Annotated in this window: 17 protein-coding genes and 1 other RNA gene; 16 read left to right on the top strand and 2 right to left on the bottom strand. The window is 39.2% G+C overall.

Annotated elements, in window-relative coordinates; all coding sequences use genetic code 11:
* Positions 1 to 38: 38 nt before the first annotated feature.
* Positions 39 to 2204, bottom strand: coding sequence for a class 1b ribonucleoside-diphosphate reductase subunit alpha (gene nrdE, locus GQR93_RS09375; RefSeq protein WP_003554660.1), 2166 nt, complete (start codon positions 2202 to 2204; stop codon positions 39 to 41).
* 99 nt (positions 2205 to 2303) lie between these two features.
* Positions 2304 to 2534, bottom strand: coding sequence for a glutaredoxin-like protein NrdH (gene nrdH, locus GQR93_RS09370; protein WP_003554658.1), 231 nt, complete (start codon positions 2532 to 2534; stop codon positions 2304 to 2306).
* 161 nt (positions 2535 to 2695) lie between these two features.
* Here nrdH and GQR93_RS09365 point away from each other — a divergent pair, with 161 nt between their 5' ends.
* The 16 genes from GQR93_RS09365 (at position 2696) to tsaD (ending at position 13921) form a co-directional block, all read left to right on the top strand.
* A complete protein-coding gene (locus GQR93_RS09365) occupies positions 2696 to 3304 on the top strand; it encodes a class I SAM-dependent methyltransferase (protein WP_003554656.1) in 609 nt (202 codons plus the stop codon).
* A 22-nt stretch (positions 3305 to 3326) separates the two neighbouring features.
* Positions 3327 to 3800 carry a tRNA adenosine(34) deaminase TadA gene (gene tadA, locus GQR93_RS09360; protein ID WP_003554654.1) on the top strand — a complete coding sequence of 158 codons (474 nt, stop codon included), beginning with the start codon at positions 3327 to 3329 and terminating at the stop codon, positions 3798 to 3800.
* A 45-nt stretch (positions 3801 to 3845) separates the two neighbouring features.
* Positions 3846 to 3932, top strand: an RNA gene (gene ffs, locus GQR93_RS09355) — signal recognition particle sRNA small type.
* Positions 3933 to 4238: 306 nt separating this feature from the next.
* Positions 4239 to 6005, top strand: coding sequence for a DNA polymerase III subunit gamma/tau (gene dnaX, locus GQR93_RS09350; protein ID WP_035444815.1), 1767 nt, complete (start codon positions 4239 to 4241; stop codon positions 6003 to 6005).
* Between the two features lie 23 nt (positions 6006 to 6028).
* A complete protein-coding gene (locus GQR93_RS09345; protein WP_003554650.1) occupies positions 6029 to 6340 on the top strand; it encodes a YbaB/EbfC family nucleoid-associated protein in 312 nt (103 codons plus the stop codon).
* 23 nt (positions 6341 to 6363) lie between these two features.
* Entirely contained in the window at positions 6364 to 6963 is a 600-nt protein-coding gene (gene recR, locus GQR93_RS09340; protein WP_003554648.1) for a recombination mediator RecR, read from the top strand.
* A gap of 12 nt (positions 6964 to 6975) precedes the next feature.
* A complete protein-coding gene (locus GQR93_RS09335) occupies positions 6976 to 7245 on the top strand; it encodes a YaaL family protein (RefSeq protein ID WP_003554646.1) in 270 nt (89 codons plus the stop codon).
* A gap of 191 nt (positions 7246 to 7436) precedes the next feature.
* Entirely contained in the window at positions 7437 to 8087 is a 651-nt protein-coding gene (tmk, locus tag GQR93_RS09330; protein ID WP_003554644.1) for a dTMP kinase, read from the top strand.
* A 2-nt stretch (positions 8088 to 8089) separates the two neighbouring features.
* Positions 8090 to 8416: a cyclic-di-AMP receptor gene (locus GQR93_RS09325; protein ID WP_003554642.1), complete on the top strand. Its 327-nt coding sequence runs from the start codon at positions 8090 to 8092 to the stop codon at positions 8414 to 8416.
* 9 nt (positions 8417 to 8425) lie between these two features.
* Entirely contained in the window at positions 8426 to 9436 is a 1011-nt protein-coding gene (gene holB, locus GQR93_RS09320) for a DNA polymerase III subunit delta' (RefSeq protein ID WP_003554640.1), read from the top strand.
* A gap of 22 nt (positions 9437 to 9458) precedes the next feature.
* Positions 9459 to 9791: a DNA replication initiation control protein YabA gene (locus tag GQR93_RS09315; RefSeq protein WP_035444813.1), complete on the top strand. Its 333-nt coding sequence runs from the start codon at positions 9459 to 9461 to the stop codon at positions 9789 to 9791.
* 7 nt (positions 9792 to 9798) lie between these two features.
* Entirely contained in the window at positions 9799 to 10680 is an 882-nt protein-coding gene (rsmI, locus tag GQR93_RS09310; RefSeq protein ID WP_003554636.1) for a 16S rRNA (cytidine(1402)-2'-O)-methyltransferase, read from the top strand.
* Between the two features lie 135 nt (positions 10681 to 10815).
* Positions 10816 to 11610: an acyl-[acyl-carrier-protein] thioesterase gene (locus GQR93_RS09305; protein WP_003554635.1), complete on the top strand. Its 795-nt coding sequence runs from the start codon at positions 10816 to 10818 to the stop codon at positions 11608 to 11610.
* Positions 11591 to 12313 (top strand): tRNA (adenosine(37)-N6)-threonylcarbamoyltransferase complex dimerization subunit type 1 TsaB, encoded by a 723-nt coding sequence (gene tsaB, locus GQR93_RS09300; protein ID WP_035444849.1) that lies wholly within the window; start codon positions 11591 to 11593, stop codon positions 12311 to 12313. Before GQR93_RS09305 ends, tsaB begins: the two co-directional genes overlap by 20 nt.
* Positions 12297 to 12872, top strand: coding sequence for a ribosomal protein S18-alanine N-acetyltransferase (gene rimI / locus GQR93_RS09295; protein ID WP_003554630.1), 576 nt, complete (start codon positions 12297 to 12299; stop codon positions 12870 to 12872). The genes tsaB and rimI overlap by 17 nt, the downstream gene beginning before the upstream one ends.
* 5 nt (positions 12873 to 12877) lie before the next feature.
* Positions 12878 to 13921 carry a tRNA (adenosine(37)-N6)-threonylcarbamoyltransferase complex transferase subunit TsaD gene (tsaD, locus tag GQR93_RS09290; RefSeq protein ID WP_003554628.1) on the top strand — a complete coding sequence of 348 codons (1044 nt, stop codon included), beginning with the start codon at positions 12878 to 12880 and terminating at the stop codon, positions 13919 to 13921.
* The last annotated feature ends 83 nt before the right edge of the window (positions 13922 to 14004 follow it).

The raw sequence follows: 14004 nt of genomic DNA, 5'->3' as shown, positions 1-14004 counted from the left end.
AACTTCCTTTTATCTTACTTAAACTTCAGGATAACTCACTAAATAACACAACTTTCACATTGATTTGAACCGACTTCCTGCTGATCATCTGTAAAAGTTCGAATGTAGTAAATTGATTTGATTCCCTTGCGATGGGCATAATTTCTTAGAATATTCAGATCTCTGGTAGTCATCTTGTCAGTTCGACCATTTTTCCATTCGTACAGGCCTTCTGGAATGGTTGAACGCATGAAGAGGGTCAGTGCCATCCCTTGATCAACATGTACCTGCGCAGCCGCGTAAATATCAATGACTTTACGCATGTCCATATCGTAGGCTGAAGTATAATACGGCATCGTGTCATTTGAAAGATAAGGAGCGGGATAATAAATTTTACCGATCTTTGATTCCTGACGCTCTTCAATTCGATTAATAATTGGATGAAGACTGGCAGTTGTGTCGTTAATATAAGAGATTGAACCGTTTGGCGCAACGGCAAGCCGATTTTGATGATAAAGGCCGTCTTCCATAACAGCCTTCTTTAAAGCCACCCAATCTTCGTTCGTTGGGATTGTGATGCCTTGGAATAATTGCTTAACCTTATCTGATTGCGGTGCGTATGAATGATTTAAATATTTATCAAAGTAGGTGCCATCTGCGTATTTGCTTTTTTCAAAATTGTCGAATGTTTGATGCCGTTCTTTGGCGATCTTGTTAGAAGCAACCAAGCTCCAGTAATTTAACAGCATGAAGTAAACACTAGTAAATTCGATTGATTCAGGAGAGCCGTAATGCATGTGGCTTTTGGCAAAGTAGCTATGGAGTCCCATAGCACCCAAACCAATGGAATGGGATTCACGGTTTCCGTTTTGAATTGAAGGAACCACGTCAATATTAGAGTGGTCGGTTACAAACGTCAGGGCCCGGACCATTGATTCAACTGAATGGCCAAAGTTCGTTGCGTTCATCATGTTGGCAATGTTTGTGGAACCTAAATTACAGGAAATATCTTTTCCCAGTTTGATATAATGTTGCTCGTTATCTACAGTTGAAGGTGTTTGTACTTGTAGAATTTCAGAGCAAAGGTTGCTCATGACAATTCGGCCGTCAATCGGATTTTCACGGTTGGCAGTATCGATATTGATGATATATGGGTAACCGGATTCCTGCTGCAGTTTGCTGATTTCGGTTTCAAGGTCCCGAGCTTTTACTTTAGTTTTCTTAATCTTGTCATTGGCAACTAAATGATCATATTCTTTTGTGATATCGACATATGAGAATGGTACCCCATATTCGCGTTCGACGTCATAAGGGCTGAATAGGTACATGTCGGCATCGGCTTTTACGAGTTCGTAATACTTATCAGGGACAGTCACGCCAAGTGAGAGTGTCTTCAACCGAATCTTTTCATCCGCATTTTCTTTTTTGGCACCAAGAAACGAAATGATGTCGGGATGAAAAACAGATAGGTAAACGACACCGGCTCCTTGACGCTGACCGAGTTGATTAGAGTAGGAGAAACTATCCTCCAACAACTTCATGACCGGGACAACACCGGAAGCAGCGCCTTCAATATGCTTAATTGGATCACCGGCCGCACGTAAATTAGAAAGGTTAATGCCGACGCCACCGCCAATTCTTGATAGCTGAAGGGCAGAATTAATTGTTCGACCGATCGTGTTCATATCGTCGGTTGATTGAATTAAGAAGCATGAAACAAATTCACCACGATTTTGCCGACCAGCGTTTAAAAAACTTGGGGTCGCCGGTTGGTAGCGTTGATGAATAATTTCGTCAGCTAAGTTCATCGCAAGTTGTTCATCCCCGTCGGCAAAGAAAAGCGCATTGGCAGCAACGCGATCCAGGAAAGACTCCAAGTATTTATCGTTATCGTTTGTTTTTAAAGCATATTGCGCGTAAAATTTATAAGCCGCCATAAATGATTTGAAATGAAAATCTTGATCTTTCAAGTATTGATAAAGTTTCTCAATAAATGAAATGGGATATTTCTTGATAAATCCCGCTTCGTAATAATGATTTTCAATAAGATAATCAAATCGATCCTGCAGGCTGTCAAATGTCATCAAATTGGGAGTGACATTTTGCTTAAGAAAGGCTTGGAGAGCCTGCTGATCCTTTTGTAGAGGGATTTGGTTATCAACGGGGATGTTAATTTCGTTATTTAGATCGAAATATGTAACATCCTTAAGATTATGAAGAGACATAGTGAGACCACGCTTTCTGTAATTTTGCGAATAAAATAAGCGAAGCCAAAATTGGTTCCGCCCGTTTAAAATTAATCAGTATGTTAAAATGGACAAAGATTATCCGGCGATTCTTTGAAGTTCATCAGGACGGAATCCACTAAACGCTTGCTGTCCATCAACATCGACTACTGGTAAAGCCAGGAAACCTTTATCTTTAAGATAGTCTACGTATTCTGGCTGCTCATTGATATTGTGCTCTTCAAACTTAACATGATGTTCTGCCAAGTAACGCTTTGTCATTTTACACTGCATACAATTATTTTTTGAATATACTGTTACCTTTGCCATTTGGCACACCCCGCTTTAATCATTTCTTTTTTAATTTATGATTCTAGTTTACACTAAACTTACAAAAAATCAACGGATTAACACAATATATTGTGATGATAAAAAATATCAATACTAAATGTGGTTGATCCTTGTCAAACGTTAATTTAAGGAGTTTTTTCATGGATAAAAATCAATTTTATTATTCAAAGCATCCAGATGTCAAATCTGAACCGATTACTTGGGAATACGCACTATTAGGAAACAACTTTGTGTTTACTTCAGACAACGGAGTGTTTTCAAAACACCGAGTTGATTATGGCAGTCGAGTATTGCTCGAAAATGTGGACGTTGAGAATATTCCGGATGGTAATATTTTAGATATGGGTACCGGATATGGGCCGATTGGTCTGGCAATTGCAAAGATCCAGCCCGACAGAGTGGTTGACATGGTAGATGTCAATGAGATTGCCTTAGCATTAGCAGAAAAGAATGCACAGGCTAATGGCATTTCAAATGTTCGAATTTTTGCCAGCAACAGTTATTCTAACATTAAAGACAACTATGCAGCAATTGTGACCAATCCGCCTGTTAGAGCAGGAAAAAAAGTCGTGGACGATATGATAACAGGAGCGGTCTCACATTTAAAGCCCAATGCCACGCTGACGGTTGTTCTGCAAAAGAAACAAGGCGCGCCTTCGGCCAAAAAATTAATGACAAAGGTTTTCGGTAACTGTGAGATTGTTAAACGAGATAAGGGTTACTACATCCTTCGTAGTGTTAATGAGTAATCGATTTAATTGAGAGGTTCGAATGAGTCAAAATAAAGACGAAAAATTTATGAAAATGGCGTTGATTGAAGCACAAAAGGCATACTTGATTGGTGAAGTGCCGATTGGAGCAGTCATTACCCAAGATGGGCAAATCATTGGTCGAGGGCACAATTTGCGTGAGCACCTAAATGACGGGGTCGCCCACGCAGAGATTATGGCAATTGAGGAAGCTTGTCGTTATTTGAGGAGTTGGCGACTCGTTGATTGTGAACTTTATGTGACGATTGAGCCTTGCCTGATGTGTTCGGGGGCAATTGTCAACTCTCGAATTGATAGAGTTGTTTTCGGAGCCCGGGATAAAAAAGCGGGAGCGGTTAGAAGCCTTTACAAAGTTCTAGAAGATTCACGATTAAATCATAATGTTGAAGTTCTTGAAGGAGTCCTTCAACCCGCATGTTCAAAGATTATGAAAGACTTTTTTAAAGCTGCTCGAAAAAGAAAAAAACAGAAGTGACTGGCTTTTTCTCTGAAAATACGATATGATAGTTATTGCCGCAAGGCCCTGAGGCAAGGGTCGGGTTACGAACTGTGTCAGGTCCGGAAGGAAGCAGCACTAAGTATCATCGACACTGTGCCTCTTGTTTATGACTATTAGACTCCCAGCAAAGAAATATTGCTGGGAGATTTTTATAATTTGGATTACTTGAGTATGAATCGTGTCTTGAATGAACACCGTTCATACTTTTTGTTTGGTCATAAACACAGCTGATTATTTTTAATTGGGGAGTGTATTGACGACTCAAACAAATTAAGATTTTCGATAAGCTTGCCCAAAACAGGGCTAATTTGGTTGGCAATTCCGGACGATTCAGCATATAATTGTTTAAGTATTTTAACCACTGCTTACGAGTTTATTGTCAGAGTAATTAATGATTCTAAAGGAGGATCGGAAATGAGCTATCAGGCATTATACCGGGTTTGGCGACCCCAACGTTTTGATGAAATTGTTGGCCAGTCAATTATTACCCAAACACTGAAAAATGCAATTTTAACAAAACAAATCAGCCATGCCTATTTATTTACCGGTCCTCGAGGAACTGGTAAGACGTCTGCTGCAAAGATTTTTGCCAAGGCAGTTAACTGTCATTACCTTGAGGACGGCGAACCTTGTAATAAGTGTGAAACTTGCAGGGCAATTAACGAGGGCAGCCTGAGTGACGTTATTGAAATTGACGCGGCTTCTAATAATGGTGTTGAGGAAATTCGCGACATTCGTGACAAGGTTAAATATGCGCCAACGAAGGCTGATTATAAAGTTTATATTATTGATGAAGTGCATATGTTGTCTACGGGTGCGTTTAACGCACTTCTAAAAACATTGGAAGAACCACCTGCAAACGTTATTTTTATTTTGGCGACAACGGAACCCCATAAAATTCCGGCTACCATTATTTCTCGAACGCAAAAATTTGATTTTAAGCGGATTAGGCCAGAGGATATTTTGGAACGAATGGCCTACATCCTTAAACAAAAGAACATTGAGTACGATGATAAAGCATTAAAACTCATTGCAAAAGCAGCCGAAGGCGGGATGCGGGATGCTTTAAGCATTCTTGATCAGGCTATGTCATACGGTGATGATAAGGTGACCTATGAAAACGCCCTTCAAGTAACCGGAAGCGTAACAAATGAATTATTGACAACTTATGTCGAGCAAGTGATTAAAAAGGATACGAAAAATGCTTTGATTACCGTTCAGAAGGTGCTTGATAACGGGAAAGATGCTAGTCGATTTGTTGAAGACTTAACCAGTTATTGCCAAGACATTCTTTTGTATCAACAGGATCCACAAATCGTTGAGCAGCTGGAACTAGGGATGGTTGATGATAAATTCAAAGCATTGAGTGACCAGATCAGCGATGAAGAAATTTATCAAATCATTAATGAATTAAACGAGATTGCTAATTCGTTGAGATACACGGCTCATCCGGATGTTTATTTACAGGTTTTGACGGTTAAAATCACGCACCTGAAACAGCCTCAGGGCGTTTCAACGACTACTTCAGTCGATAATATCGACGAAAATGGTAAAATTAAGGCGTTAACCGATAAAGTTAATGAGCTCCAAAGGGAAATCGAACAACTTAAGAAATCCGGTCCGGCTGATGAGGCGTCTCAAAGTCAGCCGATGGTTAAACCAAAACCCATTGAGGCTAAGTCTGGGAATGCACGCGTTGAATTGGCCAAGATTTATCCGATCTTGGGAAAGGCTACCAGACAGAGCCTTAATGAATTCCAGCAGGTTTGGCCGGATTTGATGAACGCACTGTCTGTTACACAACGAGCAGTGATGCATGTCTCCAAACCGGTTGCGGCCAGCCCCGATGGTGTGATTGTATCATTTGAGTATCCGATTTTCTTTCAAAAAGCGCAAGCTAATCGAGAATTATGTGATGCCTTGGAAAACAATTTGGACCGAATTGCCGTTAAAGCACCCAAAATTGTTTTCGTGCCGGATAATCAATGGCCGAAAATTCGGAAAGATTATTTAGCTAGTCACAAGGATGAGCTGAAGGGTAAGCAAAATACCGATCCAAAGAGTCAGGAGACGTCCACGGAAGAAGAAAAGATCGATCCGGATTCAAACGATCCCAAGCCGATCGTAAAAAAGGCGGAAGAGTTATTCGGTAAAGACATTCTCGATATTAAAAATGATTAAATAGTAGACGGAGGAATTTTAAAATGATGAATGGTATGAATATGAATAAGATGATGAAACAAATGCAAAAGATGCAAAAGCAACTTAAGGAAGAACAAGATAACTTAAATAAACAGGAATTTACCGGTAGCGCTCCTGACGACATGGTTGTTGTGACCTTCAACGGAGAACGTATTATGACAGATATTAAAATTAAGCCTGAAGCAATTGACCCTGATGATCCCGAAATGCTATCGGATTTGATTGTTGCAGCAGTTAATGATGCAATGAAGAAGATTAAAGATACCACTCAAAGTACAATGGGCAAGTACGCCAAAGGTATTCCGGGTATGTAGTCTGTTGATAGGAAGGAACGATTATGCAGTATCCTGAACCAATTGCAAAATTAATCGATAGTTATATGAAATTACCTGGTATTGGTAACAAGACAGCAACTCGGCTGGCTTTTTATACCGTTGATATGAATAAGGACGATGTCAAGGAATTTTCACACGCACTGTTGGCTACCAAAGAAGATCTTCACTATTGCTCGATTTGTGGTAACTTAACTGACGAAGATCCATGTGAAATTTGTCGTGATAAGACTCGCGATCAAACAAAAATATTGGTTGTTGAGCAGCCTAAAGACATTATGGTGATGGAAAAAGTTCAAGAATATCATGGGCTGTACCATGTACTTCATGGTGTTTTGTCACCAATTGAAGGCAAAGGCCCTGAAGATTTAAACATTACTTCCCTAATTAGGCGACTTCAAAAAAACGGTGAGGTTAAAGAAGTGATTGTGGCGACTAACGCAACTCCTGAAGGAGAAGCAACTGCTATGTATTTAAGTAAGCTAATCAAACCAGCTGGCATCCGAGTGACACGATTGGCACATGGACTGTCAGTAGGAACGGATATTGAATACGCTGATGAAATGACATTGTTTAAGGCTGTCCAAGGCCGAACCGAAATGTAATGGAGGAAAATAATGGTGTGGTTTGGTGGATTTAAAAAGCAAAATATAAAAGCTGAATATGATCAACGTCTGCTGGATCTTATCAATAATCTTAAAGAGCAGTGGGATCATGCCGCTCAAACTCAAACCGCGGTTGCTGACAGCGATATTGAAATGGCACAAGAAACGGCTTTGGCAAAGCAAAAATTTTTCTTTATTTATAAAGAAGCTCGACTCAGACACATTAAAAATGATCATATTCAAGCATCGGTCATCAGTTATGACCACGATGATTTTCAATAAGGAAAATTAATGATAAATTTTGAGTGATTTTTGGATAAATGTTCGTTGTTTCTGAGACACAGGGATGTGAAATTCAGGCCGGCATTTAAGGTTAGATCGCTCTTTTATTTTGTGGCATTTTATCTGGGAGAATAGACAGGTAAAAAAACATACAGTACAATAAACCTAAATATAGAATTGAGGGAAAAACTTTGACTGGCAAATTTATAACCTTCGAAGGCCCTGATGGTGCAGGGAAAACTTCTGTCATGAATGAAGTTGTTAATCAATTCCAAAAACAACTTGGTGACCATCTGATTGTTACTAGAGAACCAGGTGGTAATAAAATTTCCGAACAAATTCGACGGGTTATTTTGGATCGTAAAAATACAGAAATGGATTATCGAACTGAAGCGTTATTATATGCGGCAGCACGCCGTCAACACTTAGTCGAAACTATTTTGCCGGCCTTGCAGGCTGATAAGCTGGTTCTTTGCGATCGATATGTTGACAGCTCGGTGGCTTACCAAGGTGCGGGAAGAGAAATCGGAATGCAGGCAGTAGCGAGGATGAATGAGTTTGCAACCGAAAAGATACTTCCATATAAAACGATTTATTTTGACATTCCGGTTGAAGTTGGCTTGAATCGAATTGCCAAGCATCGGGACTCAAGTAAAATTGACCGTTTAGATGTTGAAACAACTGCTTTTCATAAACGCGTTCACCAGGGATACATGAAATTAATTGGTGAATATAACGATCGTTTTATCATAATTGATGCAACTCAACCAATTGAAAAGGTTATTCAAGATACAACTGATGTGATTCATCAAATAGCAAGTGAATTTTTTAAGGAGTCTTAGCTATGAAATTAGTAATTGCAATCGTTCAAGATAAAGATGCTAATAAGTTACGTTCGGTTTTTGTTGCCCATGACATTGTTGCAACACGTTTTTCGACAACTGGAAGTTTTTTAAGGGCCGGCAATACAACATATTTGGTTGCTGTTGATGATGATAAAGTTGATTTAACGTTGCAGCTTATTAAGGAAACCTGCTCCGCCCGACAACAATTTATGACGCCCCCGGTTAGTCTAAATGGTGATACGGCTGAACATACTTTTCCAATTGAGGTTCAAGTGGGTGGGGCTACTGTGATGATCTTGCCAATTGAGCAATTCCATCAATTTTAGAGGTTAAAAATGTCAGACAACATTGCGAGCGATGCGAAAATAAAACAGCCCAAATTATTTGAACAATTTATGCGCTTAGTGGATCGAAATGAATTGTCACATGCGTATCTTTTTACGGGTGAAGATGGTGCAGGTCAAAATGCAGTTGCAATGGGAGTTGCAATGCGTCTTTTCTGTACAAATGTGAAAGACGGTTATCCTTGCGGAAAGTGTGCTGAGTGTACACGAATTATGAATCACGATCATCCAGATGTTGTTATAACGAAACCGGATGGTTTGAGTATTAAAGTTGATCAAATCCGTCATGTAAAGAGTGAGTTCACTAAAAGCGCAATGGAAGGGTCAAAAAAAGCTTTTATTATTTCAGATGCCGATAAAATGACAACCGGTGCCGCTAATAGTTTGCTTAAATTTATTGAGGAACCTACTGGAAATGTTGTCAGTTTTTTGATTAGTCAAAATCGTAACCTTATTTTGCCAACGATTGTTTCAAGAACCCAAGTTGTTGAATTTCCGAGCATTGGGAAAGATGTAATGAATCAAGAGTTGCGAAAATCCGGTATCTTACCAAGTCAGATAAATTTACTAATGTCGATGACAAATAGTTTATCTGAAATAAAAAGATGGCAAGCGGATAATTGGTTTTCTTCACTTCAGGAAGTGGTTTCCAAATGGTTTGGTTATTTAGTGAAGGGCAATCTGATGGCCATGCCGTATATCCAAATGGCCTTGATGCCTCTGATCACAAATAAGGAACGTCAGCAGGTTGCTTTATCAATGATGATTGGTGTTTTTGATGAAACGCTTGAAATTAAGTATGGTACTTTAAAAAAAGATACGACTAAATTTCCTGATATTATTTCTGAAACAAAGCAGGCTGCCCAAGAATGGTCAAGTGACCAATTAATGACGATGTTGGAGGAACTGTTAAATACGCGAGGCAGTTTGATGGTAAATGTGAATTTTCAAAATGTTATTGAATCTGTCACACTAAAGATGCTGACGATTGTTAAGTCATAGATTTTTAAAGGGTGAGATAGTATTGGATAGTCAAAATTTATATGATGAGCTTAAAGAAATGGACAGTCATCTGGGTGCAACCGCAGCTGAATTTTCTCACCTGCATGAATCATTAATTGAATTAATGGAAAAGAACGCGGAACTAGAAATTGAAAATCAGCATCTTCGGGATAGAATTAATCAGATTACTGAAAAAGTCGGTAACAATTCACCAGAATTATCTAAATCCCGAAAGAATCTTGAAAAATTATATAACGAAGGGTTTCATGTTTGCAGTTCATATTATGGCAAGCGACGGGAAAATGGCGAAGATTGCATTTTTTGCACGGAGATTATTTATGGTCGAAGGGATTAATAACTAAGTGATAACTCAAAGAAGTTTCGATACTAAAAGTAAATACGGTACGCTTTATTTAGTACCAACGCCAATTGGTAATTTGGAGGATATGACATTTCGGGCTGTTTCTGTCATGAAACAGGTGGATTTAATTGCGGCTGAAGATACCAGAAATACGCAGAAGCTATTGAACCATTTTGAAATTGAAACCAAACAAATTAGTTTTCATGAGCATAATACTGTGCAAAGAATTCCTGAGTTGATTGATAAGTTAAAAAAAGGGATATCGATCGCCCAGGTTAGCGATGCCGGAATGCCTTCGATTAGCGATCCAGGACATGAGTTGGTGGTTGCTTGTATTAAAAGTGAAATAACTGTCGTTCCCTTGCCAGGTGCTAATGCCGGTATAACAGCTTTGATTGCTTCTGGTGTTTCCCCTCAGCCGTTTTATTTTTATGGGTTTCTTTCAAGAAAACCCAAAGAGCAGCGTGATGAACTGGCAAAGTTGGTTAATCGACAGGAAACGCTTATATTTTATGAAGCACCTCACCGACTTTTAAAGACGTTAAAAAGTCTTCAAAATTCATTTGGTGGATTAAGAGCAGCCTCTTTATGTCGTGAATTGACAAAAAAACATGAAGAATTTATTCGTGGCACACTTGATCAAGTAATTGAATGGGCAAATTCAACAACTATACGAGGAGAATTTGTCATTATTGTGAGTGGAAACGCGCAACCTTTAGAGGAGAATAAGACTGATAATCTAATGGAAAACCTTTCTCTTACGCAACAAGTAGATATTTATATTAAGGATGGATTGTCTGTTAATGAATCGATCAAAAAGGTTGCCAAAGCTCATAATCTACGTAAACAAGTTGTTTACAATGAATATCATGGCATTAAGTGAATATTATTTACTTAGAAGAAAGACGTCATTTTGTTGATTCGTTAAGATTAAAAAGTATAAATTAAAGGCTTGATTAGTTTCCATCCCATTATAAAAGAGTTATAATTTAAATTATGTTAGAAAGAAGACGTGCCAATGCCTGCAGATCAGTACAGTGAAAATCATACGATCTCCTTTTATGAAGGAGATGTTAGCTACCGCATTACAATGACAATGTTGATTAATATTTTAATGCTCTGTTCAGATCATCAAAATGCTAAATTAGGAGTTGCCCAACAGGAACTTATTGATAAGTATGGTGTTGGCTGGGTTGTCACGCAATATTCAATTAAGATTAACCGGCTTCCACAAGTTGAAGATACTGTTAAAATGACAACACGTGGGACTTCCTACAACCGTTTCTTTGCCTACCGTGAGTTTTGGGTTCACGATGATCAGGGAAATGAGCTTGTAAAGGTAGACAGTATATGGGTTTTAATGGATGAGAGAGCCCGAAAGATTACAGAGATTCCTCAAACGATTATTGAGCCCTACCAGTCCGAAAAAGTGCGTCGGGTACCGAGATTGCCACGGCCAAGTCGAATAGCTGACAGTGCTGAAGTTTCCTCAAAAAAATATCAGGTTAGGGCCAGTGACATTGACTTTAATGGTCATGTGAATAACGCTCATTATCTTGAGTGGATGACTGACGTTCTGCCACTTGACTTTCTTGTGTCCCACGTTCCGGAACAGATTGATATTCGTTTCGAAAATGAGGTTAAATATGGCAATTGGGTTACCAGCTCGGTAGCTGTTGAGTCTAAAGATAGCGATAAGATTAAAACAGTTCATGAAATTTTTTCTAACGATGTACTTTCATCTAGCGCTACATTTTTATGGAAGAAAAACGATGTAAAGGGTCATGAAAAAAATGAAAATTCTAGCAATTGATACATCGAATCGACCATTATCCGTTGCCGTTCTGGATAATGATCATTTATTAGCCGAAACAACGTTAACGACGCATAGAAAACATGCGGAGTTTTTAATGCCGGTAATTGAAGATCTTATTCAAAAATCCGATCTCTTACCGAACGACTTGAACAGAATTGTTGTTGCGTCAGGGCCTGGATCTTATACGGGGATTCGAATGGCAACGACAGCTGCCAAAACACTCGCCAGCACTTTAGATATAGAGCTGGTGACTGTTTCAAGTTTGTTAACACTTGCGCTTAATATCTCAGAGCCGAGGGTTTTAATCAATCCAATTTTTGATGCTCGAAATCAAAATATGTTTACAGGCCTTTATCAACTAAAAAACGGAACGATGACTTCAATTATTTCCGATCAGCATACAAATATTAATGACTGGTTGGCAAAACTAACGGATGTTAATCAGCCAATTATGATTGTAGGGGATACAGCACCTTTTTCCGAGGCATTTTTGAAGCGGTTTGGAGATTCTTTGAGGGTAGCTGATGAACTGACAGCAGTTCCTAATGCAGCCAGACTTGGTCTTTATGGATCACAGTTGTCACCTGTGAAGGACATTGATGCCGTTGTTCCGAGATACCTGCGTCTAACCAAAGCTGAAGCTGATTGGCAAAAACTTCATCCAAACGAGGATACCCGTAACTATGTGGAAAAAATTTAAAGAATGGTTTCAGCAAAATTTTTATAACAAGCAGGTTCAGCTCCGGGAACGATATCTAGACATTAAGAATCACGATGTCGAAATCAACGGTACAAATTATTTTCTGGCAAAGGCCATGATTCCCGACATTCCAGAAATCCTTGGAATCGAACGAGCCGTTTATGGTGGTCAGACTCCATGGGACGAGCGGGCGTTTCGAACTGAATTGATGCGTAAAAGTGATCGTTTGTATCTGGTTTTAAGACGAAATGACTGGCTGGTTGCTTTCATTGGCTGTTCATTAAATGACCATACAAAAGACTGTCATATCACTAATGTCGCCGTGGCACCCAATTTTCAAAATCATGGGCTCGGCTATTTTTTGGTGAATATAATTATCAAAAAGGCACGACAGTTAAAATACGATAAAGTAACGCTGGAAGTTCGTGTCAGCAATGCCAGAGCTCAAAAATTATATCGTGACATCGGTTTTGTGGACAACGGGTTAAAGAAAGATTATTATTTTAACGATCGTGAAGATGCATTGAATATGATTTTAGACATTACGAAAATTGGCTAGGAAAGGTGAGTTTTTTGGCAAAAGATCTGATTCTCTCATTTGAGACAAGCTGTGACGAGACGTCTGTTGCAGTTATAGAAAATGGCGATACAATTCTTTCGAATATTGTTGCAACCCAAATAAAAAGTCACCAACGGTTCGGTGGCGTTGTGCCTGAAGTTGCAAGCCGACACCATATTGAGCAAATTACCAGCTGCATCAATGATGCGTTAACACAGGCTAAAGTCACATATAGTGATTTATCTGCAGTCGCTGTCACTTATGGGCCAGGGCTGGTTGGCGCTTTGCTCATTGGCGTGACAGCAGCAAAGGCGGTTGCTTGGGCACATCATCTGCCTTTGATTCCAGTTAATCACTTGGCAGGTCATATTTATGCTGCAAGATTAGTCGAACCAATTGAATTTCCGGCAATGGCATTAGTCGTTTCAGGTGGTCATACGGAGCTTGTGTATATGCCCAAGGAAAATCGATTTGAAATTATCGGTGAGACTCGAGACGATGCTGCGGGCGAGGCATATGACAAAATCGGCCGGGTTTTGGGAATTAATTATCCTGCTGGAAAACAAGTCGATGAAATGGCTCATAAGGGTCATGATACTTTCCATTTCCCAAGGGCAATGGACCAAGATGATAATTTCGATTTTAGTTTTAGTGGATTAAAAAGTGCCTTTATTAATACGGTTCACCATGCCGATCAAATTCATGAAACTTTGAATAAAGATGATCTTGCAGCAAGTTTTCAACAAGCTGTTATTGACGTTTTGGCTGACAAAACAAAACGAGCACTTCAAGATTATCCGGTTAAGCAGCTTATTTTAGGCGGTGGTGTTGCCGCTAATAAGGGATTGCGCAATCGTCTTGAAAAAGAACTACAAGCATTTCCGAAAACTTCTTTGGAGTTGGTACCACTATCATTATGTGGTGATAACGCTGCTATGATTGGAGCTGCTGGTGAAATGTTGTATCGCCATCGAGTATTTACAAATGCAACGCTAAATGCTGATCCCAGTTTGGAATTTGAATGGATTAAGGAACCTGCAACTAATTAATTTAGGTAATGATCGATAGAAATTAATTAAATATTCTTGAATATAAAAGGACTAACAGTCAGGGTAAGCCAATTTTGTGGTTT

The organism is Lentilactobacillus hilgardii (genome assembly GCF_009832765.1).
Classification (GTDB): Bacteria; Bacillota; Bacilli; order Lactobacillales; family Lactobacillaceae; genus Lentilactobacillus; species Lentilactobacillus hilgardii.
This window is presented reverse-complemented; position numbering and strand designations above follow the sequence as displayed.